Consider the following 22,593-nt stretch of genomic DNA (forward strand, 5'->3'; position numbering starts at 1 on the left):
GCCGCGGAGATGAGCAACGCCGGGCGCGCTGAGGTCACCGCGTATGTGGCCCTTGGCGCCAATCTCGGCGACGCCGCACGCACCCTGCGCGACGCGCTGCAGACACTGGGCGGGACGCCAGGCATCAGGATGACCAGGGCCTCGGGCCTCTACCGCACCGCCCCTGTCGATTCCAGCGGGCCCGACTACCTCAACGCGGTGGCCGAAGTGGCCACCACGCTCAGTGCGCCCGCGCTGCTGGCGGCCCTGCAGGGCATCGAGAACGCCGCCGGCCGCGAGCGCCCCTACCGCAACGCCCCGCGCACGTTGGACCTGGACCTGCTGCTCTACGGCGGTGCACGCATCGATTCGCCCGATCTCACCGTGCCGCACCCCCGCATGTGGCAGCGGGCGTTTGTGCTGGTGCCACTGGCGGAGATAGCGCCCGGTCTGGTGACCGGACACCACCTGTCAGCCGTGGCCGACCAGGCGATCGAACGCCTCTGAAGGGTTCACGGCGCCAGCCGCTCACGCAGCCAGTCACCGTCGGGCAGCAGCGAATAGCGCAGCCGGTCGTGCAGCCGGCTTTTGCGCCCTTGCCAGAACTGCCAGCTGTCGGGCCTGAGGCGGTAGCCACCCCAGTGCGGCGGGCGGGGCGGGCGCAGCATGAACTGGGCGCCGTACTTCGCCGCATTGGTCACCAGCACCGAGCGGCTCTCGATGACCTCGCTTTGCGGGCTGGCCCAGGCGCCAATGCGACTGTCCAGCGGGCGGCTGTGGAAGTACTCGTCGCTCTCTTGGTCGCTGACCTTTTCGACCAGACCCTCGATGCGCACCACGCGCTCGAGTTCGACCCAGTGAAACTGCAGCGCGGCGTACGGGTTGCCGGCCAGTTGCCGGCCCTTCTGACTGTGGTAGTTGGTGTACCACACGATGCCGCGCTCGTCGTAGCCCTTGATCAGCACCACGCGGGTGGTGGGTCGAAGGTCGGCGCCCACGGTGGCCAGGGTCATGGCGTTGGGCTCGGGCACTTCCCCGCTGATGGCCTCGTTCAGCCATTGGTCGAACTGCTTCAGCGGGTCGGCGTGCGAGGCGGATTCGCTCAGTTCGGCTTTTTCGTAGCTCTTGCGCAGGTCGGCGATGTTCATGACAGCAGTGTAGGCAAAGGGTTCAGGGCAGGTCCTTGACCAGGTTCAGCAACCGAGCCAGTGTGCGGTCTTCGATACCGTGGGCGCGCAGGCCCTGCAAGGTCTGGCGTGCGTAGTCCAGCGTGGTGCCGTAGCGGCCGCGCGAATGCATGAAGATGTCACGGTACTGGTCGTCGCTGAGCGGACCGGTGTGGTTGGGGCTGCGGGGCGACAGCGTGAAGGCCAGGGCGCAGACCGGCCCTTGCGTCGTCCGGCAGAGCAGCCAGCGCGGGTCGTACACCGGGTTGGGCATCTCGCGCGCCCACAGAGCGGGCATGGCCGCCTCGACCTGGTGGTGCGGCAGGCGCAGCGCCATGCCGGTGCAACTGCCGCCCGGCATCAGCGCGAACACCAGGCCCGGGCGTTCGGGGGTGCCGCGGTTGACCCGGCTGTACATGTTCAGGCAGCGGTGGTAGCCATGCACCTGGGCCAGGCGCTGCTCGGCGGCCTCGAACTCGGGCCGCCAGACCAGGGATGCGTAACCGAACACCCAGAGGTCGGCGCCCGGGCCGAGCGAACGCCATTGCGCCAGCGTGTCCGCCATCATCTGCCGACCGTCGCGTTGCGATGGCTCCCAGGTGCTCTGGGGGCGGTGGCGGGGCACGTTGGGCAGCGGTCGGGCGCGAGGGGCAGCCATTTACAATCTTGGGGTTTTTGCGCCCGCCGGACTCCTTCAGGGAGGAGCTACAGGGGGCTGACGTTCAATCCCTCATTATTCTTCACGGAGTGCTGCCCATGTCTTCCCAGGACGAACAACAAGAGACCCGCGTTGCGGCGGTGGTGCTGATCGCAGCGGTGCTGATGGCGGTCGGTCTGGCCATCGGCGTGGCGATCCAGAAAGTGCGTGGTGCAGGCGCGAAATCGGCGCCCGCAGCCGTGGCTGCGGTGGCGGGCGATGCCGCCGCTTCCGCCGCTGGTGACGCCAAAGCAGCACCGGCGGCGGTGGCTCCCGCCGCGGGCAACGACGATGCCAGCGTGGTGGTGGAAAACGGTGTGGTGAAGTTCTACTTCGCCTCGGGCAAGTCCGACCTTGCGCCTGGTGCCGTGGAAGCGCTGGCCGACGCCATCGCCGCTGGCAAGGCCGGTCAGAAGCTGGTGATCTCCGGCTTCCACGACGCCACCGGCGATCCGACCAAGAACGCCGAACTGGCCAAGCAACGGGCCTTTGCCGTGCGCGACGCACTCAAGGCCGCCGGCGTGGCCGAGTCGGGCATCGAACTCAAGAAGCCCGAGACCGCCACCGGCACCGGCAACAACGCCGAGGCCCGCCGCGTGGAAGTGGTGATCGCCCCGTAAGCGGTCCATCCGTTTCTCACAAAAAAGCCCGCGATCCGCGGGCTTTTTTGTGGGTGGTCCGCTTCAACGCAGGCCCTGGCCCGCATCCGAATCGGCGCGTTGGATGAGTTCGATCTTGTAGCTGATTTCTGTACTTGTTGTCATTTTTGAAACTCTTATAAATCAATAACTTATAGGTTGTTCGGTGCTTGGAGAGCGCCTCGAAAGCACCTGAAGACGCCACAAAATGGCGGCTGAAACTCGATCAGATTATGCGATGATCCATCTCGTTGACATGATGGAGATGTGGCATGGCAAAACCCCGACTCAAGCCATCCGGGAAGTGGGAAATAGGGCTGAGACACCCATCGCTTCCGAGCGGGCGCAAGTACTTCACCTTCGACACCCAGGCCGAGGCCATTGCCTACGGGCAGCAGTGGAAGCTGATGAAGCACGCGGACATCCCGCCGCCGGCAGAACTGACTGCCCCTACGTCTCCCGGCGACGGCGTGCGCTTGCTGCGCATTCTTGGTGAGTGGTCGGACAGCGGTTTTGCGGCGCCATCGCAAATTCTCACGCTCAAGACACTGACGCGCGAGGTGGGTTCGGTGCGGTTTTCGGATGCCAACTACAAATGGCTGACCGGTTATCTCCGTTCCCTGAAAGTAGAGAAGAACCTGTCCCCTTCGTCCATCAAGCACCGCATTCAGGCGCTGAGCCGGGCCATTGATGAGTACCTGCGGCACAACGTGAACGTCAAGATCAGCAACCCCGTGAAGTTGCTGCCCAAGGGCTATTCGACTTATACCGACGTCGATGCCCAGATGGCGAAAGCCAAGGGAGGCAAAGTGAAGGTGAACGTGGCGCGCGACAGGCGCCTGCTGCCCGGGGAGCACGAGAAGATCGTGGCGGTGCTGTCGGGCTACGAGCGGCCGGATCGCTCGCGTGGCCTCGAACTCAAGGGCGGCGATGCGCTGTTGACCTTGTACTTGCTGATCCTGAACACAGGACTGCGGCTCAGGGAGGCATACACCCTGACCCGGGGCCAGATTGACATGCAGAACAAGGTGATCCATGCCAAGGAGACCAAGCAGTGGCGTGGGAAGATTTCTTATCGAGATGTCCCGATGCGTCCCGAAGTGCATCAGGCGCTCTCCTCGTACTTTGCATCGCGGCCGCCGTTTGAACCCGACGCGAACCTCTTCCCGTTCCTCAACGAGGAGGGGGTCGAGGAAGGGAAAAAGAGCTTGGTGCGTACCAGTCAACGGCTGTCATTCCGTTTCAGGATCGCTTTCGAGTACATGGACATCGTTGGCCTCCGTGAACACGACCTGAGACACGAAGCGACATGCCGATGGCTGGAGCTGAAAGACAAAGACGGGCGCGATCTGTTCCGTCTGGAGGAGCTGAACAAGATCATGGGATGGAAGCCGGGCTCGGTGATGGCCCAGCGCTATGCCAGCTTCAGGGGCGTGGACCTTGCGCAAAGGCTTTGGCCGGCACCGGAAGCGGTGGAGGCGTCTGTCGCCGCGGCTTGATCGGTATGTCCAGGCGCGGCACCGACTTTCGTGCGTTGAGGTCCTGGCGCCGCTCTTCCGCCTCTTTCCGGGCGCGGTCGGCAATGTAGGCCAGCAGGTCAGCCTTCACGTAGATCCAGCCGCGGCCAAATTTCATTCCCGGCAGCTCGCCGGTTCGGGTCAGTTCCTCGATTCGTTGCTCGGTGCAGTGCAGGAGTTCGGCGCACTGTTCGGCGTTGATCGTTTCGTCGGTCATGCGGCACCGCCTTGCTGATGGTGCTCGCGGCGCTCGGGCGGATCGAACACCATGGAGCTGCCCACCCACGCGCCATTCTTGGCTTTGTGGTGTGCCGCGTTCTCGCTACAACCTAACCCAAGATGTGGCCAGATGGGCTCAAACGTTTTCACCAAGCAGTTCATTCCAGCGCCCTGCCGGCATCGGCCGACTTGGTCGACGCCAATGGAGTCTTACCTTTGGCAGTTCCTCGCCGGAATCCTCGGTCCCTGGCCATGAACGCCGCCAGCATGTGCGGAATCAGCGCCAGAGCATCCGTCGCCTCGCCATAGGTCTGAGCGTGCAGAGCGGCGTAACGATCCAGCTCGGCTTTCAGGTCGGACGGACAAGTGAAGGTCAGCTTGACGCTCTCAGTCTTGGGCAGGGGCCCCAGGCGTAGCCTTGTGCTCGTGCTCATCGTGGCGCTCCTCGAGCAAAGAACAGTGGCTGGTAGGGCCGCAGCACCAGGTCTCGGTTGACGATGACGCGCATGGGCAAGCCCGGTCGCGCGGTCAGTGTCGGTTGGATGTTCAGGTTGCGGCGGGTCACCTCCTGGCCGATCTGGTTCACGCTGTCCTGAAGGCTGTCGCGCCCAGCGATCACGATGCGGTTGCCGTCCTGCCGGTTCTCGGGTGCGGCCAGCTCGGCACCGATGCCCAGCAGCGAGGTCAGTGCGGCCCCTGCGAAGACGCGATCCCAGTGCCAGTCCACGCCATCTTCGAGCCCGGCCCGGCCGGCAGGGTCGGAACCCACCAGGTTGTCCAGTGTCAGTGACGACGTGTCGGGCAGGATCACCCGGTTCCACACCACCTGCACCCGGCTCTGGCCATAGCTCACCCGGCTGTTGTAGCGCCCGAGGATGCGAGATCCCTGCGGGATCAGCTGGTGTTTGCCGGTGGCGGTGTCGTAGACCGGCTCGGTGACCGTGGCGATCACGTCGCCGGGCAGGTCGGACTGGATGCCGGTGACCAAGGCGCCGGCGATCACCGTGCCAGCCATCAACTGGTACGGCGAGGCGGGCAGTTGCAGTGAACCGGAATTGCGAGTTTCCGTGGAAGCGGTTCTCTGGAAAGCCTCCTTCTGGTCTTGCCGGTTCTGTGACGCCGTGGCGTCGGCACCGCCGTCCTGCGCTGGCGTGGACGCCGGGCCAGCTGCCATGGGGTCGAAACCCGTCAGGCCGCTGGGCACCGATCTCGAGGTGTCAGGGGCCGCAGCGGTCGGCGCAGCAGTTGCCGCGCGCTGCGAACCATTGCGAAAAAACACCGATGCGGCTGCCGCCTGCTCGGACTCCTTGCGCCGGGCATCGCGCTCTGACGCGGCAGGGTCGTGTCCCGGCGGCGAATAGCTCGGCACCACCGGCTGTTGCGACTTGACGATGGCTGGGCCCAGGTCGCCGGGCAGGGGTGGCCCCAACTCCGGCACCGGCGCGGGTTGTTGCAGCTTGGAGTAATCCGCAGGCAACTGCCCCAGGCCCTCGGAGCGCGAGACGCGATCAACGTTGAACAGCTCGGCGTGCTCGTCGGACTCACGACGGGTCTTGGGCTGCAGTGACCAGACCGTTGCCCCCAGCACGCCCAAGGCCAGCAGACCCGCCAGCAGCGCGAGGCTGCGGCGATTGAGCCGGGTCACCGGTCGCGGCTGGGCGCGCAGCGCCATCGATTCGGGCGATACCTTGGCTGCAGCAGGGCGGCCGGGCGCAACGGACGGTGCCGGGTCGTGCATGGACATGTTCAGTTCCTCCGGGCGGTCGGTGGCCATCCGTCCGTGCGCTCGATGCGGACCATGTCGCCCTTGTCGGCGCCCAGCCGCAGTTCTGCCGCACCAAACAGGCGGTCGACGATGTAGTAGGGCGGGCGGAAGCGGTAGTTCACCAACTGCCCGTCGCCCTGCGCGCCGATGACGAACAGCGGCGGCAACTCGCCTTGCGCGATGCCGGCCGGGAACTGGATGTAGACCTTCTCGCCATCGTCAAAGGCCCGCAGAGGCTTCCAGGGCGGCGTGCTGCCGCTGATTGCGTAGCGGAAGCGCAGGCGCTCCAGTGATAGCCCGACATCCACCGGCGCTGCTGTCTGCGCCGCCTGAGCCTGGCGCTGCAAGGCCAGCATGCGGTCCTTGGGGTAGTCCCAGGACACCGAGGCCATCCACGCCTTCTCGGTCGAGGTCAGCTCGATCAGGTAGGTGCGCCGGTTGGTGGTGATGACCAGGTTGGTCTTCAGGCCGGTGCGTACTGGCTTGACCAGCACGTTCACGCGCAGTGCATCGCCGGCTCCGCTGGACGTGTCGCCCACGATCCAGCGCACCGTGTCGCCGGCTGCCACCGTGACCAGCTCTTCGCCCGCCTGCAGCGAAATCACCGTCACGCGCCCCGGCGCTGCGTAGACCTGGTACAGCGCACCGTCGGTGTAGGGCCAGACCTGGATCGCATTGACGTAGCCCTCCCGCGTCGGCGCCACCCGGGCTTCTTCGTTGGCCCGCGACACCCGCAGCCGTTCGTCCACGGGCTCGGACACGGGCGGCTTGTCCTGCGCTGCAGGCAGCGGCTTCATCTGCGAGGGCATGGGCAGCACCTGTGGCACCGCGACCACCTCCACCGGATTGGGCAGCTCGGGCAGGGGCTGCGCCATCACGGGCTCGTCCAGCGGGATCACGGGTGGCGGCGTGCCTTGCGACGCGCAACCCAACAGGGTGGCGGCAACGGCGATCGTGCTGAAGAGCAGGCGCGGGGTCGGGTTCGGGGTGTTCATGGTTTGCTTCCTTCGTTCGCATCCAGGTCGCGGCTCCAGGACAGGCCGTTGACGTAGATGCCCAGGGGGTTCTTGCGCAGGCGCTGCTCGGTGCGCGGGGTCTGCAGCACGGTCGAGACCACGGCCGTCCACCGCTCGGTGCCGGCCGGTGCGCCGTTGACGAAACGCTGCTCGGTCCAGCGCACGTTGAACGAGGCGTCGCTGGCCCGGACCACGCTGGTGATCTGCACCGTCGCCGACTCCTTGCCTACGCGCACGAACGGGTCGTTGGTGCGGGCGTATTCGTTGAGCACGGCGGCTCCGCGGTCGGTCGTGTAGTCGTAGGCGTCCAGCCAGTTCTGCCGCACCACGATCGGGTCGATGGACAGCGAACGCACCAGCGTAACGAAGCGGGCCAGGTGGTGCGCGATCTGCGCATCGCCGGGGCGGTAGGGTGAGGCGGCCTCGCCCACGGTGCGCACCTGGCCGGCCTGATCCACCTCCACCACGTAGGGCGTCACGATGGACTGCGCCGAGCGCCAGACCAGACCACCGGCCATCAACAAGGCCAGCGACAGACAGCCAAAGGCCATCAGGCGCCAGTTGCGGGCCTGCACGCGGGCCGATCCGATGCGCTCGTCCCAGGCCTGCGCGGCCGATTGGTAGGGGGTGGCAGGCTGCGGCGTGTCGGCATAGCGCACCTGCGGTCGTTTGAATCGCATGCTGGGTTCTCCTCAGGAATCCGAATCACGAAGGCTGGGCCCGCTGCCCGAGCCGCCCCCATCGCCACCGCGCAGGGTGTGCGCGGCCGTCGTGGCGGCGTGCCCCATCTGCTGGCGCCGGCGCATGCGCTGTGCCCAGGCGGGCTCGGTGGCAGGGGTCGGGCTGGAGGAGCCTGTGGCGGCCGAGTCGGCACCGGCAGCCGCTGGCGCGGTAGCGTCCGCCACGAAGCCCGAGACCTTGTCCTTCACGGCCTTGGCGCCTTCGGCCAGCTTTTGGCCCACCGCGCTGGCGCCTGTGCGGGCCACGTTGGCCACGCCGGCACCGGCGGCGCGCAGCGGACCGCCCGAGGACACGGCAGCGCCGGCGTCGTAGGCGGACTTCGCACCAGCCGCCAGGCCACTGGCCGAACGGGCCGCCGAAGCGCCGCTGCCGATCGCGGCGCGTGCAGCACCGGGCGCCATACGTGCGCCAGCGGCCACGGCCGCACCTGCACCCGCCACGGCAGCGCCTCCGGCCACCGCCAGACCCGTGGCCCCCAGCGCCGTTCCGGTCGCCGCGCCTGCGCCCAGTTGCGGCGCGCCCGACACCAGGCCGGTGGCGATGCCTGGCCCGAAGATGCCCAGACCCAGCAATGAGAGTGAGGCCAGCATCACCACCAGCGCGTGGTCGATGGAAGGCTCTGCCGGCACCGTCTGAAACTGAGCGAACAGTCCCGTTCCGATGCCCACGATCACCGCGAGCACGAGCACCTTGATGCCCGAAGACACCACGTTGCCCAGCACCTTCTCGGCCAGGAAGGTGGTCTTGTTCCACAAGGCAAAGGGCACCAGCACGAAGCCGGCCAGCGTCGTCAGCTTGAACTCCAGCAGCGTCACGAAAAGCTGCACGGCCAGCACGAAGAAGCTCACGATCACCGTGAGCCAGGCCAGGAACAGCACCACGATGGGTGCGATGTTGATGAACACCTCCGGAAAGCCGGACAGGTCGCTGATCTGCTGCAGGATCGGGGCTGCTGCATCGATGCCAGCTTTTGCCAGGTGGCCCGGCTGCAGGAAGGTGGCCAGGCTCATGCCCGAGCCACTGGCCTGCAGGCCCAGACCGGCGAATGAGCGAAACACGATGCCCGAGAGGCTGTTGAAGTTGCCAATGATGTAGGCGAAGGCGCCCACGTAAAGCACCTTGCGGATCAGCTTCGCCATCACGTCCTCGCCCTGGCCGGTGGCGTGACTCATGGCCCAGAACAGGCCGGCCAGGGTCATGTCGATGGCCACCAGCGTGGCGGTGAGGAAGGCGACCTCGCCGTTCAGCAACCCGAAACCCGAGTCGATGTAAGTGGAGAAGGTGTTCAGGAAGCGGTCGATGACGGCGACGTCGTCCATGGCTGGGCTTATATGGACACCTCCCGTGTGGCAAGTGAGTTTTTGAAGTTCTGACTCGGCGGATACGACTGCGGTCTTATATCCGGCCTGTTGATGCAGATCGGACCGAAGCCCGCCGCTGGCCTTGATGGTCATTCGCGGGGTCGGTGCTCATCTCCTGCGGCGGGCTTCGCTTGACGCTTGCCCTGCCAGCCATACAGCTCTACCCGACCCGCGGTCCGACCGCTTTGCCATCACTTCGTCAACTCGACTCGCGCACTCTTTGCGGCATCCACTCCTATTGTTGGGGTTGATCTACGCGGCAGCCGCTTGCGCGGTGCTGCACCCGGGCTTGGCGCTTTGCCAGTCCCGTTGGTAAGCACGTCCGTGGGCCACCAAGGCCCAGGCCGTGCGCGCCATCTTGTTGGCCAGCGCCACCACCACCACGTTCGGTGGCCGGCGCGCCAGCATCTGCTGCAGCCACTTGGGCTTGTCCTTGGCATGCTCGATCACCGAGCGCGCCCCGTGGATCAGCAGCGTGCGCAGGTAGGAGTCCCCTCGCTTGGAGATGTGCCCCGTGTGCACCTTGCCGCCCGTGCCGCTGTGGGCGGGCACCAGGCCCAGGCTGGCGGAGAACTCGCGCCCGCTGCGCCAGGCCCGGCCATCGCCCAGCGTGGCCGCCAGCGCTGTTGAGCCCAGCACGCCGATGCCCGGCACCTGGCGCAGCTCTCTGGCCTTGCTCAACTGCTTTTGCACCGCCGCGATCTCATGCTCCAACTGATCAATGCGCTGCTGCACCTGGCTCAGCGTCTGCAGCTGCCCATCCACCAGGGCGCGCATGACCTGCGGCAGTTGCTCATCGATCTGCGCGCGCTGCTCGCTCAGCGCCTTCAGCCCGGCCTTGCGGCCGCCGCGCAGCACCACGCCGAATTCGTACAGCAGCCCGCGCAAGGCATTCATCGTGGCCGTGCGCACGCTGATCCAGTGCGAGCGCGTGCGGTGCAGCGCCAGCACGGCTTGCTGCTCGGTGCTCTTTTGCGGCACGCGCCGGATGTCCCTGTGCTGCGCGGCCAGCCAGATCGCTCGCGCGTCGGCCGCGTCGTCCTTGTTGCTGCGCACGAACGGCCGCACCTGCGCCGCCGGCAGTAGTTCGACCTCGTGGCCCAGCTTGCCCAGCACGCGCGCCCAGTGGTGCGCGCTGCCGCAAGCCTCCATCACCACCCGCGCCGGCCGCAACTTCGCGAAGTACTCGGCCAGCTTGGCTCGCGCCAGCTTCTTGCGGCCGATCTCGCCTGTCTCAGCATCAACCCAGTGCAGTTGCATGACGTTCTTTGCAATGTCCAAGCCGTAAGTCGTACTATCCATTTGGGGCCTCCGATTCGAGGAGTTGATCAATGCAACTCCACTTTGGCACTCGATGCCGTTCGACGCGAGGCCCCACCCCGCCAACGAACTCTTCTCCTTGGTCAGCGGAATTTGTCTTCAGCTCTCGCGCCGCCTGGGCGCCAGTTCAGCGGGTGGGAGGTGTCCATACCATCTCCTGGTGGTTCAGTGGCCGTAGAAGCTCACGCCCTGCGGCGTGTAGCCCGTGCCGCTGCCGATGAAGCGGCGCGTCACCTCGCGACCACGCTCGATGGCCGCAGCCTGCCGGGCCAGTTCCAGCGAGGCGGCACGGTCCTGCGTCAGCATCAGTTGCTGCGACTGGATGGACTGCTTGGCCTGCAGGGCCAGCAACTGGTTGGTGGCCTGCATGGCCTGCAGCGCGCCGGTGGCCGACTGGCTCTGGCTGACCAGGTCGGCCAGCACGCCTTCGTCCAGGCTCAGGTTCTGCGACACCTGGGCCTGCATCTGCATGGCGGTCTGCAGGCCGGTGAGCGTGTTCTTCCAGCGCTGGCGCGCGTCCTGGAACATCTGGTTGCCGCTCACGGTGGCGGCGTACTGCTCGGGGTAGAGGCGGGCGAACTCGGCATCGAGGTTCGACACCTGGTAGGCCAGGCCTTGGGCCTGGGCGATCAGTTGCCGCGTCGTGTCCAGCGTCGAGCGCAGGCGGTTGACCACGTTGAACGGCAGGCTCGCCAGATTGCGTGCCTGGTTGATCAGCATCTGCGCCTCATTCTGCAACTGGCGGATCTGGTTGTTGATCTGCTCCAACGTGCGCGCGGCGGTCATGGTGTTCTGCACCAGGTTGACCGGGTCCAGCACGATGTCGCCCACGCCGAAGAGTGCGTGCGCGGGCTGCATGACGCCCAGCGTCAGCGCGGCGGCGGTGGCCAGCGCCGTCAGGCGGGTCTTGAGGGCCCGGGTGGGGAACTGAAAGCTCATGGCGTTTCTCCTGAAGGTCGGGCATGCCCGGGTTGGTGGTGGGTGTGTTGGTGAAAGAGATCGGCCGCCCAGTCCAGGCCACGGCGGTGCAGCCAGGCAGGGGCGAAGCCCTCGGGCGGGTGCGAAGCCAGCACCTCGTCGATCAGACGCTGGTCCTGCGGTGTGGAGGCCCCGGCGAAGGCCAGGGCCACAGGTCCGAGGTCTAGGTCGAACAGGCGGTTGCCCAGCCTCGACTGGTAGTAGTAGTCGCGCTTGGGCACGGCGGTGGCCACGATCTCGATCTGGCGGCGGTTCAGGCCAAAGGCCTCGTAGATCGAGCGCACCTGTGGTTCGGTGGCTTGCGGGTTGGGCAGGAAGATGCGGCTCGCGCAGCTCTCCACGATGGCCGGAGCAATGCTTGAACCCTGGATGTCGGCCAGGCTTTGCGTGGCGAACAGCACCGACACGTTTTTCTTGCGCAGCGTCTTGAGCCACTGGCGGATGCGCGCCGCGAACACCGGGTCGTCCAGGAACAGCCAGGACTCGTCCAGCAACAGCAGGGTGGGTGCCCCGTCGAAGCGCGCCTCGAAGCGTGCGAACAGGTAACCCAGCACGGCCATCACCGCGGCGCGGCTGCCCATCAGCTCTTCCATCTCGAAGCACTGCACGTCTGCCGTGCCCAGCCGGTCGATGTCAGCATCCAGCAGTTTGCCGTGCGCGCCGCCCAGCACGTAGGGGGCGAGCGCCTGGCGCAACGCGTTGGACTGCAGCAGCACCGACAGACCGGTGAGCGTGCGCTGCTCGCGCGGCGCGCCCGCCAGACTGCCCAGTGCCGACCAGATCGCGGCCTTCTCGTCCGGCCCGACGGCCACGCCCTCGTGCACCAGCCGGCCTTCGACCCACTCGGCGGCCCAGCTGCGGTAGCCCTCCTGGTCTATGCCCGCCAGCGGCTGGAAGGCGATGTCGCCATCGCTGCCCAGGTCGTAGTGCTCGCCGCCCAGGCCCAGCACCGTGGCCCGCATGGAACGGCCCATGTCGAATGCAAAGATGCGCGAGCCGGGATAGCGCCGGAACTGCAGGGCCAGCAAGGCCAGCAGCACCGACTTGCCCATGCCGGTTGGTCCCACCACCAGGGTATGGCCCACGTCACCGACGTGGGTCACCAGCCGGAACGGCGTGGAGCCTTCGGTGCGGGTCACAACCAGCGGCGGACCGTCCAGGTGCCGGTTGCGCTCCGGTCCGGCCCACACCGCCGACACCGGCATCAGGTGCGCCAGGTTCAGTGTCGAGACGATGGGCTGGCGCACGTTGGCGTAGGCATTGCCCGGGATCGACGACAGCCAGGCCTCCACGGCGTTCAGCGTCTCCGGGATGGTGACGAAGCCACGCCCCTGGATCACGCGCTCGGCCATGCGCAGCTTCTCGTCGGCAGCGGTCGCGTCGGCATCGAGCACCGTGACCGTGGCGGTCACGTAGCCAAAGGCCACCTGGTCGCTGCCCAGCTCCTGCAGGGCCGCGTCCGCGTCGGCGGCCTTGTTGCCGGCGTCGGTGTCCACCAGCGGCGACTCCTGCTGGAATATCGTCTCGCGCAACAGGGCCAGCACGTTCTTGCGCTTGGCAAACCACTGCCGGCGCAGGCGGCCCAGCTCCTTCTCGGCTTCGGCCTTGTCCATGCACAGGAAGCGCGTGGACCAGCGGTAACCGAAACCGAGCCGGTTCAGGTCGTCCAGCACACCGGGCCAGGTGGACGTCGGAAACCCACGCACCGTAGTCACCCGCAGATGCGCGTCACCCAGCATGGGCGCCAGACCGCCCAGCAGGGGCGCATCGACCAGCAGCGCATCCAGGTGGAAGGGCACCTCGGGCACGGCCACGGGGTAAGTGCGTGGCGACACCGTGGTGTGCAGGTAGCTCAGCGTTTCAGCGTCCTGTAGCCAGGCGATCTCCGGCATCACGCCGTCGAGCAGGTCGAACACGCGGTCGGTCTCGGCGATGAAGGCGGCCAGCCGTTCCCGCCAGTCCACCCCGGTGCTGGAGCGGTTTTCGTAGAGCAGGCTGGCGGCCCGCGCGCGGGACTCTTCGGGTGGCAGGTACTGCAGCGTGAAGTGGTAGCGGCTCTCGAAGTGACTGGCCGATTCCTCGAAGGCTGCGCGCCGTTCTTCATCCACCAGCCACGACAGGGCTTCTGGAAAGGACGAATGCGGGTAGTCGGCCGCCGGTCGGCGCTCGGCGTCCACGTACAGCGCCCAGCCCGAGCCCAGGCGGCGCAGTGCGTTGTTCAGGCGTGCGGTGGTGGCCACCAGTTCGCCCTGCGTGGCGCTGTCCAGGTCAGGGCCCCGGAAGCGCGCGGTGCGCTGGAATGAGCCGTCCTTGTTCAGCACTACGCCGGGCGCCACCAGTCCGGCCCAGGGCAGCCAGTCGGCCAGCAGGGCGGGGCGTTGCCGGTACTCGGAGAGGTTGAGCATGGCGTCGTCCTCACACATCCAGCAACGGCTTGTGCTTCAGGTGCCGGGCAAACACCGCCATGAACTGCGGATCGGCCCGCGCGCCCCAGACCGCCAGCGAATGCCCCACGATCCACAGCACGGCACCCGGAATCCACAGCTGCAGCCCCAGGCCCACGGCGGCGGCCAGCGTCCCGTTGGCGATGGCCACCGTGCGCGGCGCGCCGCCCATCAGGATGGGCTCGGTCAGCGAGCGGTGCAGCGGAATCTCGAAGCCGCTGGCCAGGGAAGTGGCTTGCTCGGCACCGCCGCTCATACCAGGGCCCCACCCGAGAAGCTGAAGAAGCTCAGGAAGAAAGACGAAGCCGCGAAGGCGATCGACAGACCGAAGACGATCTGAATCAGCTTCCGAAAGCCGCCCGACGTGTCACCGAAGGCCAGGGCCAGGCCGGTGGCAATGATGATGATCACGGCCACGATGCGGGCCACCGGACCCTGGATCGAATCCAGGATGGACTGCAGCGGCCCTTCCCAGGGCATGCTGGAGCCGGCCGCCTTGGCCGTGCCGGCCAGGCTCAGCATGATGGAGGCGGTGAGCAGCCCCTGGCGGGCGGGTTGCATCAGCCGGTTCAAGCGGTGCAGGCTGGCGACCCACGAGGACACCAGCAGGCGGGTGAACGGTCGCGCAAAGGAGCGCAGGGCAGTCGAAGGGGTCATGAAAGATCTCCGGGTGGGGTTGATGAAAGGGTGTCCGCCGCTGAGGGTGGGGAGGGCGTTGGCAGTTCAGGCAATGGCTCGTTGACCGACACCAGGTGGTAGCCGGTGCTGTCGTGTCCGGTGACGTGGGCAATCGTCTCAATGCGGCGCTTGCGTCCGCGACCGGCGATGTAGACCACCACGTTGATCGCCTCGGCGATCAGGGCGCGCGGTGGGTTCACCGCGACCTCCAGAATCAGCTGCTCCACCCGCAGCAACGCTCCGAGCGCGGAGCCGGCATGAATGGTGGCGATGCCGCCAGGGTGGCCGGTGCCCCAGACCTTGACCAGATCCAGCGCTTCGCCACCGCGTACCTCGCCCACCACCACGCGGTCGGGCCGCAGCCGCATCGTGGCGCGCACCAGCTCGGTCATCGAGACGGCACCCGCGCGTGTGCGCAGCGGCACGTGGTCGCGCGCGGCGCACTGCAGCTCAATCGTGTCTTCGAGCACCAGCACCCGGTCGCCGGTGGCGGCGATCTCGGCCAGCAGCGCATTGGCCAGCGTGGTCTTGCCCGTGCTGGTGCCACCCGCGATCAGGATGTTCTTCCGCTCGTGCACGGCCTGACGCAGGAAGTCCGCCTGCTCGGCGCTCATCATCCCGTCGGCCACGTAGCGGTCCAGGGGGATCACACCCACGGCCCGCTTGCGCAGCGCGAAGGCCGGCCCCGGTGCGGCAGGCGGCAGCACACCTTCGAAGCGTTCGCCTGTCTCGGGCAGCTCGGCGGTGAGCAGCGGCTGGCCCCGGTGGACCTCGGCACCCACGTGGGCCGCCACCAGGCGAATGATGCGTTCACCATCGGCCGCCGACAGCGTGATGCCCGTCGGTGCACGCCCGTTGGAGAGCCGGTCGATCCAGAGCGTGCCATCGGGGTTGAGCAGCACCTCCACCACGTCCGGGTCTTCGAGCGCGGCCGCGATCACCGGCCCCATGGCCGTGCGCAGCATGCGGACACGGCGATCGAGCGTGGTCTTTTCGGGGCTGGGTGGCGGGGTCGTCATGGGGTTGGGCCTTCCTCGGGAGGCGGCGGATTCACGCGGCCCATCTCTGCGGCCTCGTCCAGTTGCCGGTTCAGGCCTTGCTCCTGCGGATGCAGCTCCTCAATCACGTCGCGCACCAGGCTGCGACCGCGCAGCAGGTGGCGGCCCAGTTGTTCGACGAACTGTTCGAATCGCGCCTTGCCCTGTGCGCGGGCCGCATCCTGGTGGCCTTCCGGTACTGGTGTGCTCACCGTCAGGTAGTAGCGGATGAACAGAGCCAGGGTCTCGATCTCGATGTTCTGGTCGCGTTCCAGTCGCTCGAACTGGCGCGACAGCCGGCCCAGCCGCTTGGCGATGGCAGCCTCCCGCTGATCGCCCGAGTCCGGCGACAGCCAGGAGGCCAGCGCCGCCGCGACGATGGATGACTTGGACACGCCTTTCTTGGCCGCCACTTCTTCTAGGCGGCGCGCATGTTCGGGTGGAATGAACAGGTTCAGGCGGTATTGGCTCATAGCGTGATCCCGTCGTCTGGGTCGAGGGCGGCCAGACGTGCGGTGCGCTGCAGGGCCGGGTCGAACTGGTGGGGGAGGGGCAGGGGCGAGTCGTCGTCATCGAGCAGCGCCAGGTCATTGGTCAACGCGCCGAGTTCGGGTTGCGGCGTGGCCACTTCAATCAGCTCCGGCTGCAGGCGGGGACCGCCTGCATCGGCGGCCATGCCGGCCATGAACGCGGGTCTTGGTGCAGTCGTCGCCATCGGTACCGCCAGTCCGCGCCAGTCGTCCGCCCGCAGCGGTGGCGTATCGGGGTAGGACCCCGCCGTCAACACGGGTGGAGGCAATACGCGGCGGCGGAAGTTGGCGTCGGCGTAGTAGCGCAGCTTGCGTGCCTTGACCGGCGGCATGCTAGAAACCATCACCACCGCTTCGTCGGGCGGCAACTGCATCACTTCACCGGGGGTAAGCAGCGGGCGCGCCGTCTCCTGGCGCGAGACCATCAGGTGACCCAGCCAGGGTGCCAGCCGGTGGCCGGCGTAGTTGCGCTGGGCGCGCAGTTCGGTGGCCGTGCCCAGCGTCTCGGAAATGCGCTTGGCGGTGCGTTCGTCGTTGGTGGCGAAGGTCACCCGCACGTGGCAGTTGTCCAGGATCGAGTGGTTCTGGCCGTAGGCCTTGTCAATCTGGTTCAGGCTCTGCGCAATCAAAAAGCTGCGGATGCCGTACCCCGCCATGAAGGCCAGCGCGGTCTCGAAGAAGTCCAGCCGGCCCAGCGCCGGGAACTCGTCGAGCATCAGCAACAGCTTGTGTCGTCGCACGATGCCGTCCGATCCGTCCAGAGACTCGGTCAGCCGCCGTCCCACCTGATTCAGGATCAACCGGATCAACGGCTTGGTGCGGCTGATGTCCGAGGGTGGAACCACCAGGTACAGTGACACCGGGTGAGCGGTCGAGATTAGGTCGGCGATGCGCCAGTCGCAGCGCGAGGTGACTTCCGCCACCGTTGGGTCGCGGTACAGGCCCAGGAAGCTCATGGCCGTAGACAACACGCCCGAGCGCTCGTTCTCGCTCTTGTTGAGCACCTCGCGGGCGGCCGAGGCGACGACGGGGTGCGGGCGCCCTACTTGCTCGCCCGCCAGATGCGGCGTGCTCATCATCCGGTGCAGCGTCACCTCGAAAGGGCAGGCCGGATCGGACAGGAAATTGGCCACACCACGCAGCGTCTTGTCCTCGCCCGCATAGAGTACGTGCAGGATGGCGCCGACCAGCAGCGCGTGCGAAGTCTTCTCCCAATGATTGCGGCGCTCCAGTGCGCCTTCCGGGTCCACCAGGATGTCGGCGATGTTCTGCACGTCGCGCACCTCGTGCACACCACGCCGCACTTCCAGCAGCGGGTTGTAGGCGGCCGACCGGGCGTCCGTCGGGTTGAACAGCAGGCAGTGCGAGAAACGTGAGCGCCAGCCGGCCGTCAACTGCCAGTTCTCGCCCTTGATGTCGTGGATCACGGCCGAGCCGGGCCAGGACAGCAGCGTGGGCACCACCAGGCCGACACCCTTGCCCGAACGTGTGGGCGCAAACGCGAGTACGTGCTCCGGCCCGTCATGGCGCAGGTACTGCCAGCCATGTTGTCCAAGCAACACGCCGGACGGGCGGTTCAGCCCGGCACGCCGAACGTCATCGACTGTTGCCCAGCGGGCAGTTCCGTAGGTGGTGACCAGTCGCGACTGCCGCGAGCGCCAGACCGACATGCCCACCGCTACGCCCACTGAGGCCAGGCCGCTGCCGCCTGCTATCGCGCCGCCCACGTCGAAGACATCGGGTGCGTAGGCGTCGAAGAAGAACCACCATTCGAACAGACGCCAGGGGTGGTAGACCGGCGAGCCGAAGACCTCGAACCACGGAGTGCCCAGGCGTGCCTGATGGCCCAGCGCCGCAGCGGTCCACTGGGTCGCACCCCACACGCCGATCACGACGACGCCCAGCACCGCCGCGATTTGACCGTAGAGAACCCCCTGGTGGCTTGCGCCTTGAGCCTGCACCTTGACCTCCGATCCAGTGGCCCGCCATACGGGGCCGTTCGCGCGGCACGAAGCTGTGTCGCACGCATGAGGATCAAGGCTGGCTATCGGTGGGTCAAAGTCCGAAATCGACAGGCTCGCAGCTCGGCCTGCAAGAATGCAAGTGGCAGCGTGCCGCCGCGTGTCAGGGCCCCTTGCCGCGCTGCAAGTAGTACAGCGCCTATGCACGAAATACGCGTCACCGAGTGTGGCGACGAGCGCAAGTTCAGAACTTGGGCGATTCCTTAGGTGGGTTGTACGGCACCTTGCCGTCCCCGAAAAATCGCCGTTTCGTGGCCTCGGCCACGCGGTCGCAAAGTTCGTCGCCCAGCTTGGTGCGCTCGGTCTTGCACTGCTCTCGCAGCAGCTTCAACCGTTCTGGATCGGCCATCAACGATTCCAGCGAATCGGTGGGCTGCGGCTTGCCGCAGGCCGACAGCAGCAAAGCTGCGGCGGCGACCACCAAGGTTGCGGTCAAGTTTTGAAGCTTTCTCATGTGCTACTCCCTGGCAATCTGTCCAACGCGTCGTCAGTCGCCCGACCGGGCGCAGCGACACGGGCTCTTTCCACGAAACGTCGCAAGGTCTCAGACGGGGTGCCGATGCGGTGGATCAGGTAGGTGGTCAACATCGGTGTGCGGCCAGCCAGCGGCCTTGTGACGATCTCCGGATGGCTGCAGGTCGAAACATGAGCCTCGGTCGAGAAGCCCAGACCGTAGCCTGCTGCTACCAGGGTCACCATCAGCTCTTGGCTGGTGACCTTCTCGGCTACGATGGGTTCGCGATCCGTTGCGCGCAGCACGCGTGCCATCTGGCGGCTGCAGCCCTCGCACACCTCGGGGTCGCAAAGCACCAGCGGATAGCGCAGCACTTCATCCAGAGGCAGCGTCTTGTGAGCCAACAGCGGGTGGCGCGATGGCACGGCCACGACCATCGGATCGTTCCACACTGGTATGGCAAGGAGTGTTTCACCAACTTCCGATGAGTGGGAGAACCCGGCGTCGTACAAGTCGGCTTCGAGGCCTCTGATCTGCTGTGACAGCGGAACCTCGTAAAGCCGGATCTCCGTATCTGGTTCTTCCTCACGGCAACACGATAGCAATGCTGTGAAGCGGGCCTGCGAGATGCCTTCGGACAAGGCGATGCGTAGCTGCCCTTGATACCCGGCCGACACGGCCCGAACACTGTCGCGCGCCTGGGTCAGCGCTACGAACACGCGCGGCACGTGATCCATGAAGACCTGACCCGCACGGGTCAGACGCGTGCTGCGCGTGTTGCGGTCGAAGAGGCGGACCCCCAGCTCTCCTTCCAGTTCCTTGATCGCTCTCGAAAGTGGCGATTGCTCAATGTGAAGCTTCTCGGCGGCTCTGGCGAAATGCAGTTCCTGAGCGACCGCCAAGAAGCACCGAAGGTGCCTCAGTTCCATGGATTTCCCTGAATGTTTTCATTTTTCTCAAATGCCTGTTGCTCCGACAGTGATGTGGCCCACCAGAGGACTACATCAAACACGTCTGGTTTGAGTACGCAGCAGCCTCGCGGAAGTTCGCGTTCTTGGCGTCCTTGGGCCAAGCTGAGCGCACTACAACGGGACTGAATGCGCAGTCATCACGGTTGATGGCTGTCCTTTCTGATCGTGACCGCGTCTGAATTGGACAGTGCTCAGATGATGCCGAAGTCATTTCATGTGTCACCTGCGTTCGTGGCCACGGTCTTTGAGACGAGATAGAGGACCAGCGGACGTACCAAGACGACGCATGCGAAGGCCACTGGCATGGCGATTACGTAGGTACTCAGTACCCGTTGAATGAACTGGGTGTCAACTCCGGTGTTGATGGCCGTTAGGAGCAGACACATCATGAAGGCAATGATGGTTGCCATGTAGAACGCAAACGCGAGAGAACTAAATTTGTATGGAAGCTTTCTCATGCTGTAGAGGGCCTTCGCCCTAGGTGGTTGCTGAGACAAAGAGACTGGCAGAGGCAGTGGTAAGGGATAACCCTTGAAAAAATACTTAGATATCGAAGTATACTTCAACGCAGTGCCTCCTTGCACTTTCCCATCCTTACAGGAGATTTCCATGATTACGCATGAAGAAAACGATCTGCTGTGCCGTGTTGAAAACGGTGCACCCATGGGGCAACTGATGCGCCGGCATTGGGTTCCTATCTGTCTAATCGAAGAGGTCTCCGAGCCAGATGGGACGCCCGTCAAAGCCCGCATCCTCGGAGAAGATCTCGTGGTTTTCCGAAACACGGACGGCGAAGTTGGTGTGATGGATGAATACTGTCCTCACCGCAGGGCATCGCTCGTGTTTGGCCGCAACGAAGAGGGTGGTCTTCGCTGTCTCTATCACGGATGGAAGATGGATGTGAGCGGCAACGTAACGGAAATGTCTTCCGAGCCCGAGGCCAGTGGCATGCTGGAGAAGGTCAAGCACAAGGCCTATCCGACCAAGGAGTGGGGTGGTTTCGTCTGGGCCTACATGGGGCCGGCTGAGACCATGCCGGAGTTCGAGCCTCCCCGTTGGGCGCCCACGGCGGACACGCGTGTGAGCGTTGCCAAGGTGATCATTCCTGTGAACTGGGCTCAGATCCTTGAAGGTGCGATTGACTCTGCCCACAGCTCGAGTCTGCACAGCTCGGACATGGTCCCTGCGCGTGTCGATGGTGCCAAAGCCACGGACAAAAACTGGTTGCGCCCCTCGACCGACAAAGCGCCGCGGATGCAAGTGCAGCGCGCCAGCTTCGGATTCCGTTACGCTGCGGTGCGACGGCCGATCTTCAACGCGCAGACGCACGACTATGTGCGTACGACGGTTTTCGTTGCGCCATGGACGGTGCTGATCCCGCCCAACAACTTGTACAACGTGGCGAACGTGAATGTGCCGGTGGATGACACCAATACCTGCTTCTACTTCATTGGTTGGGGTCATCCGTCGCAGACCCCGGAGACGGCGACCTGGCGCAAGTTCCTGGGCCAGACCGTGGGGGTGGACCTGGATGAGCAATACCGTCCGCTGCGCAACTACGAGAATCGCTTCTGGCAAGACCGTCAGGCGATGAAGAGCGGAAACTTCACGGGCATCTCCGGCATTCCGAATCAGGATATGGCCATGTGGATCACCATGGGGAAAATCGCCGATCGAAGCCACGACCGGCTGGGTGCCAGCGACATGGCCATCGTCGAGTTTCGCAAACAGATGGTGGACGCTGTTCAAGCTTTCCAGGCGACAGGCGAGGCCATCGGAACCGGAGAGAAGCGCATCCCGAAAGAAGTGTGTTCGTTCCAGGGCGTCATTCCCAAGACAGTCGACTGGCGTACCCATGAAGTGAGCTACGTATGGCTTGAAGGTCAGGACAGTCCAGAGATGGATCGCTCCTACGTGGTGACAGAGGGGGCGAACGCTTGATGTCAAAGCTGCACATATCGGTCGCCATGGGCGACTACGACCGAAACCGTGCTCTGTACGACGGGCGTGTCCAGATCGATGGATGCGACCCGGTGTACATGTTGCTGAATCCCGAGGAGATGTTTTTTCGGGCCATGCGGAGCCGGGATTTCGACATTACCGAGCTCTCCTTTTCAAGCTACCTGGTCAAGCACGCCAAAGGCGAGAGCCCTTATATCGCCGTGCCGGTTTTTCTGTCACGCGCCTTCCGGCATACCTCTATCTATGTTCGGAAGGACCGCATCAAAAAGCCTGAAGACCTCAAGGGCTGCCGTATTGGCGTGCCGGAGTATCAACTGACTGCGGTGGTTTGGGCACGGTCGATCTTGCAGGACGACTATGGCGTGAATCCCGAGGACGTGACCTGGGTCAGAGGCGGAATCGACACGCCCGGACGTCCGGAGAAGATCAAACTGGATCTTCCTCCGGGCGTGACCATTGAGGCCGCTCCGGCAGGGCATACCATCTCCGACCTGCTCGACAAAGGTGAGATCGATGCTTTCATCGCACCACGACCACCCAGCGGAGCGGCGTTGAGTAACCCAAATGTGGCTTGGCTGTTCGATGATCCGACTACGGTGGCAAAGGACTACTACCGGCGGACAGGCATCTTTCCCATCATGCACGTGGTGGGCATTCGCAAAGAGCTCGCAGAGCAGAACCGCTGGTTGCCGGCAGCCGTTTTCAAGGCCTTTGGTGAATCCAAGGCGAAGGCCTTGGAGCTCCTGGCGGATACCTCTGCCACCAAGGTAACGCTGCCGTTTGTGGAAGAACAGCTCAAGGCGGCACGTGAAACGCTTGGAAACGACTTCTGGTCATACGGGGTGGAGCCCAATCGAAAGACGATTGAAGCGTTCTTGCATCACCACCATGCGCAAGGCTTGTCGTGCAGAAAAGTGGGTTTGGATGAGCTCTTTCACCCGTCTACCTACGAGAGTTACAGCATCTGAGGCGCTCTTGCCCATGCAAGCAACCGAAGATTGGTGACCTACTGCGCTTCAGTCGTATCCGTCCGGTCAACCCATCTTGAATGTGAGTTGAGAAGCGGGCATCGTCCCCACGATTGGAGGATCGTGGAGAC

At 65.3% G+C, this 22,593-nt stretch carries 24 protein-coding genes; 5 read left to right on the forward strand and 19 right to left on the reverse strand.

The annotated features are described in order from the left end of the window. The first annotated feature begins 9 nt into the window (after positions 1-9). The gene (gene folK / locus RCO38_RS21095) at positions 10-486 is read left to right on the forward strand and encodes a 2-amino-4-hydroxy-6-hydroxymethyldihydropteridine diphosphokinase (RefSeq protein WP_308330412.1); all 477 of its coding nucleotides are present in this window, start codon (positions 10-12) and stop codon (positions 484-486) included. A gap of 5 nt (positions 487-491) precedes the next feature. On the opposite strand, the gene pdxH is transcribed toward folK, so the two are convergent. After that, positions 492-1,127 (reverse strand): pyridoxamine 5'-phosphate oxidase, encoded by a 636-nt coding sequence (gene pdxH / locus RCO38_RS21100; RefSeq protein ID WP_308330413.1) that lies wholly within the window; start codon positions 1,125-1,127, stop codon positions 492-494. Positions 1,128-1,149: 22 nt separating this feature from the next. Beyond that, entirely contained in the window at positions 1,150-1,713 is a 564-nt protein-coding gene (locus RCO38_RS21105) for a gamma-glutamylcyclotransferase (protein ID WP_308330437.1), read from the reverse strand. A gap of 188 nt (positions 1,714-1,901) precedes the next feature. On the opposite strand from RCO38_RS21105, the gene RCO38_RS21110 reads away from it, so the two are divergent. Both RCO38_RS21110 and RCO38_RS21115 read left to right on the forward strand, forming a co-directional pair. Further along, entirely contained in the window at positions 1,902-2,462 is a 561-nt protein-coding gene (locus tag RCO38_RS21110) for an OmpA family protein (protein WP_308330414.1), read from the forward strand. Positions 2,463-2,752: 290 nt separating this feature from the next. Further along, on the forward strand, positions 2,753-3,979 hold the full coding sequence (locus RCO38_RS21115) for a tyrosine-type recombinase/integrase (RefSeq protein ID WP_308330415.1): 1,227 nt from the start codon (positions 2,753-2,755) through the stop codon (positions 3,977-3,979). Here RCO38_RS21115 and RCO38_RS21120 read toward each other — a convergent pair. From RCO38_RS21120 to RCO38_RS21200, 17 genes are all read right to left on the reverse strand, one after another. Further along, complete coding sequence (locus RCO38_RS21120) at positions 3,906-4,214, reverse strand: helix-turn-helix domain-containing protein (RefSeq protein WP_082321908.1); 309 nt, start codon at positions 4,212-4,214, stop codon at positions 3,906-3,908. The two genes, RCO38_RS21115 and RCO38_RS21120, sit on opposite strands and share 74 nt — an antisense overlap. Positions 4,215-4,374: 160 nt before the next feature. Next, entirely contained in the window at positions 4,375-4,650 is a 276-nt protein-coding gene (locus RCO38_RS21125) for a DUF2274 domain-containing protein (protein ID WP_308330416.1), read from the reverse strand. Next, on the reverse strand, positions 4,647-5,960 hold the full coding sequence (locus RCO38_RS21130; RefSeq protein WP_445297933.1) for a TrbI/VirB10 family protein: 1,314 nt from the start codon (positions 5,958-5,960) through the stop codon (positions 4,647-4,649). Before RCO38_RS21130 ends, RCO38_RS21125 begins: the two co-directional genes overlap by 4 nt. A 2-nt stretch (positions 5,961-5,962) precedes the next feature. Beyond that, a complete protein-coding gene (gene trbG / locus RCO38_RS21135) occupies positions 5,963-6,976 on the reverse strand; it encodes a P-type conjugative transfer protein TrbG (RefSeq protein ID WP_308330417.1) in 1,014 nt (337 codons plus the stop codon). Next, positions 6,973-7,677 (reverse strand): conjugal transfer protein TrbF, encoded by a 705-nt coding sequence (trbF, locus tag RCO38_RS21140; protein WP_308330418.1) that lies wholly within the window; start codon positions 7,675-7,677, stop codon positions 6,973-6,975. The genes trbG and trbF overlap by 4 nt, the downstream gene beginning before the upstream one ends. Positions 7,678-7,689: 12 nt before the next feature. After that, positions 7,690-9,057 carry a P-type conjugative transfer protein TrbL gene (gene trbL / locus RCO38_RS21145; protein ID WP_308330419.1) on the reverse strand — a complete coding sequence of 456 codons (1,368 nt, stop codon included), beginning with the start codon at positions 9,055-9,057 and terminating at the stop codon, positions 7,690-7,692. 294 nt (positions 9,058-9,351) lie between these two features. Then, positions 9,352-10,401 carry an IS110 family transposase gene (locus tag RCO38_RS21150; protein ID WP_308330420.1) on the reverse strand — a complete coding sequence of 350 codons (1,050 nt, stop codon included), beginning with the start codon at positions 10,399-10,401 and terminating at the stop codon, positions 9,352-9,354. Positions 10,402-10,584: 183 nt separating this feature from the next. After that, a complete protein-coding gene (gene trbJ, locus RCO38_RS21155) occupies positions 10,585-11,358 on the reverse strand; it encodes a P-type conjugative transfer protein TrbJ (protein WP_308330421.1) in 774 nt (257 codons plus the stop codon). Continuing rightward, a complete protein-coding gene (trbE, locus tag RCO38_RS21160; RefSeq protein ID WP_308330422.1) occupies positions 11,355-13,802 on the reverse strand; it encodes a conjugal transfer protein TrbE in 2,448 nt (815 codons plus the stop codon). The genes trbJ and trbE overlap by 4 nt, the downstream gene beginning before the upstream one ends. Before the next feature lie 10 nt (positions 13,803-13,812). Then, on the reverse strand, positions 13,813-14,097 hold the full coding sequence (locus tag RCO38_RS21165; RefSeq protein ID WP_308330423.1) for a VirB3 family type IV secretion system protein: 285 nt from the start codon (positions 14,095-14,097) through the stop codon (positions 13,813-13,815). Continuing rightward, positions 14,094-14,498, reverse strand: coding sequence for a TrbC/VirB2 family protein (locus RCO38_RS21170; protein WP_308330424.1), 405 nt, complete (start codon positions 14,496-14,498; stop codon positions 14,094-14,096). The genes RCO38_RS21165 and RCO38_RS21170 overlap by 4 nt, the downstream gene beginning before the upstream one ends. Further along, a complete protein-coding gene (trbB, locus tag RCO38_RS21175) occupies positions 14,495-15,538 on the reverse strand; it encodes a P-type conjugative transfer ATPase TrbB (protein ID WP_308330425.1) in 1,044 nt (347 codons plus the stop codon). Before trbB ends, RCO38_RS21170 begins: the two co-directional genes overlap by 4 nt. Continuing rightward, a complete protein-coding gene (locus RCO38_RS21180) occupies positions 15,535-16,029 on the reverse strand; it encodes a CopG family transcriptional regulator (protein WP_304835688.1) in 495 nt (164 codons plus the stop codon). The genes trbB and RCO38_RS21180 overlap by 4 nt, the downstream gene beginning before the upstream one ends. After that, a complete protein-coding gene (locus RCO38_RS21185; RefSeq protein WP_308330426.1) occupies positions 16,026-18,047 on the reverse strand; it encodes a conjugal transfer protein TraG in 2,022 nt (673 codons plus the stop codon). Before RCO38_RS21185 ends, RCO38_RS21180 begins: the two co-directional genes overlap by 4 nt. A gap of 244 nt (positions 18,048-18,291) precedes the next feature. Further along, positions 18,292-18,561 carry an EexN family lipoprotein gene (locus tag RCO38_RS21190; protein ID WP_056277470.1) on the reverse strand — a complete coding sequence of 90 codons (270 nt, stop codon included), beginning with the start codon at positions 18,559-18,561 and terminating at the stop codon, positions 18,292-18,294. Further along, positions 18,558-19,490 (reverse strand): LysR family transcriptional regulator, encoded by a 933-nt coding sequence (locus RCO38_RS21195; RefSeq protein WP_308330427.1) that lies wholly within the window; start codon positions 19,488-19,490, stop codon positions 18,558-18,560. Before RCO38_RS21195 ends, RCO38_RS21190 begins: the two co-directional genes overlap by 4 nt. A gap of 254 nt (positions 19,491-19,744) precedes the next feature. Beyond that, positions 19,745-20,197 (reverse strand): DUF2798 domain-containing protein, encoded by a 453-nt coding sequence (locus RCO38_RS21200; RefSeq protein WP_308330428.1) that lies wholly within the window; start codon positions 20,195-20,197, stop codon positions 19,745-19,747. On the opposite strand from RCO38_RS21200, the gene RCO38_RS21205 reads away from it, so the two are divergent. Together RCO38_RS21205 and RCO38_RS21210 are read left to right on the forward strand one after the other, a co-directional pair. Then, on the forward strand, positions 20,142-21,473 hold the full coding sequence (locus RCO38_RS21205; protein ID WP_308330429.1) for a Rieske 2Fe-2S domain-containing protein: 1,332 nt from the start codon (positions 20,142-20,144) through the stop codon (positions 21,471-21,473). The two genes, RCO38_RS21200 and RCO38_RS21205, sit on opposite strands and share 56 nt — an antisense overlap. Continuing rightward, on the forward strand, positions 21,473-22,462 hold the full coding sequence (locus tag RCO38_RS21210) for a hypothetical protein (RefSeq protein ID WP_056277459.1): 990 nt from the start codon (positions 21,473-21,475) through the stop codon (positions 22,460-22,462). Before RCO38_RS21205 ends, RCO38_RS21210 begins: the two co-directional genes overlap by 1 nt. The last annotated feature ends 131 nt before the right edge of the window (positions 22,463-22,593 follow it).

The organism is Hydrogenophaga pseudoflava (assembly GCF_031020795.1).
In the GTDB taxonomy this organism is placed as follows: domain Bacteria; phylum Pseudomonadota; class Gammaproteobacteria; order Burkholderiales; family Burkholderiaceae_C; genus Hydrogenophaga; species Hydrogenophaga pseudoflava_A.

Excerpts from the sequence above, each read along its gene's own strand:
- folK (WP_308330412.1), top strand. The coding sequence starts at position 10 with ATGAGCAACGCCGGGCGCGCTGAGGTCACCGCGTATGTGGCCCTTGGC.
- pdxH (WP_308330413.1), bottom strand. The coding sequence starts at position 1,127 with ATGAACATCGCCGACCTGCGCAAGAGCTACGAAAAAGCCGAACTGAGC.
- RCO38_RS21105 (WP_308330437.1), bottom strand. The coding sequence starts at position 1,713 with ATGATGGCGGACACGCTGGCGCAATGGCGTTCGCTCGGCCCGGGCGCC.
- RCO38_RS21110 (WP_308330414.1), top strand. The coding sequence starts at position 1,902 with ATGTCTTCCCAGGACGAACAACAAGAGACCCGCGTTGCGGCGGTGGTG.
- RCO38_RS21115 (WP_308330415.1), top strand. The coding sequence starts at position 2,753 with ATGGCAAAACCCCGACTCAAGCCATCCGGGAAGTGGGAAATAGGGCTG.
- RCO38_RS21120 (WP_082321908.1), bottom strand. The coding sequence starts at position 4,214 with ATGACCGACGAAACGATCAACGCCGAACAGTGCGCCGAACTCCTGCAC.
- RCO38_RS21125 (WP_308330416.1), bottom strand. The coding sequence starts at position 4,650 with ATGAGCACGAGCACAAGGCTACGCCTGGGGCCCCTGCCCAAGACTGAG.
- RCO38_RS21130 (WP_445297933.1), bottom strand. The coding sequence starts at position 5,960 with ATGTCCATGCACGACCCGGCACCGTCCGTTGCGCCCGGCCGCCCTGCT.
- trbG (WP_308330417.1), bottom strand. The coding sequence starts at position 6,976 with ATGAACACCCCGAACCCGACCCCGCGCCTGCTCTTCAGCACGATCGCC.
- trbF (WP_308330418.1), bottom strand. The coding sequence starts at position 7,677 with ATGCGATTCAAACGACCGCAGGTGCGCTATGCCGACACGCCGCAGCCT.
- trbL (WP_308330419.1), bottom strand. The coding sequence starts at position 9,057 with ATGGACGACGTCGCCGTCATCGACCGCTTCCTGAACACCTTCTCCACT.
- RCO38_RS21150 (WP_308330420.1), bottom strand. The coding sequence starts at position 10,401 with ATGGATAGTACGACTTACGGCTTGGACATTGCAAAGAACGTCATGCAA.
- trbJ (WP_308330421.1), bottom strand. The coding sequence starts at position 11,358 with ATGAGCTTTCAGTTCCCCACCCGGGCCCTCAAGACCCGCCTGACGGCG.
- trbE (WP_308330422.1), bottom strand. The coding sequence starts at position 13,802 with ATGCTCAACCTCTCCGAGTACCGGCAACGCCCCGCCCTGCTGGCCGAC.
- RCO38_RS21165 (WP_308330423.1), bottom strand. The coding sequence starts at position 14,097 with ATGAGCGGCGGTGCCGAGCAAGCCACTTCCCTGGCCAGCGGCTTCGAG.
- RCO38_RS21170 (WP_308330424.1), bottom strand. The coding sequence starts at position 14,498 with ATGACCCCTTCGACTGCCCTGCGCTCCTTTGCGCGACCGTTCACCCGC.
- trbB (WP_308330425.1), bottom strand. The coding sequence starts at position 15,538 with ATGACGACCCCGCCACCCAGCCCCGAAAAGACCACGCTCGATCGCCGT.
- RCO38_RS21180 (WP_304835688.1), bottom strand. The coding sequence starts at position 16,029 with ATGAGCCAATACCGCCTGAACCTGTTCATTCCACCCGAACATGCGCGC.
- RCO38_RS21190 (WP_056277470.1), bottom strand. The coding sequence starts at position 18,561 with ATGAGAAAGCTTCAAAACTTGACCGCAACCTTGGTGGTCGCCGCCGCA.
- RCO38_RS21195 (WP_308330427.1), bottom strand. The coding sequence starts at position 19,490 with ATGGAACTGAGGCACCTTCGGTGCTTCTTGGCGGTCGCTCAGGAACTG.
- RCO38_RS21205 (WP_308330429.1), top strand. The coding sequence starts at position 20,142 with ATGATTACGCATGAAGAAAACGATCTGCTGTGCCGTGTTGAAAACGGT.
- RCO38_RS21200 (WP_308330428.1), bottom strand. The coding sequence starts at position 20,197 with ATGGGTGCACCGTTTTCAACACGGCACAGCAGATCGTTTTCTTCATGC.
- RCO38_RS21210 (WP_056277459.1), top strand. The coding sequence starts at position 21,473 with ATGTCAAAGCTGCACATATCGGTCGCCATGGGCGACTACGACCGAAAC.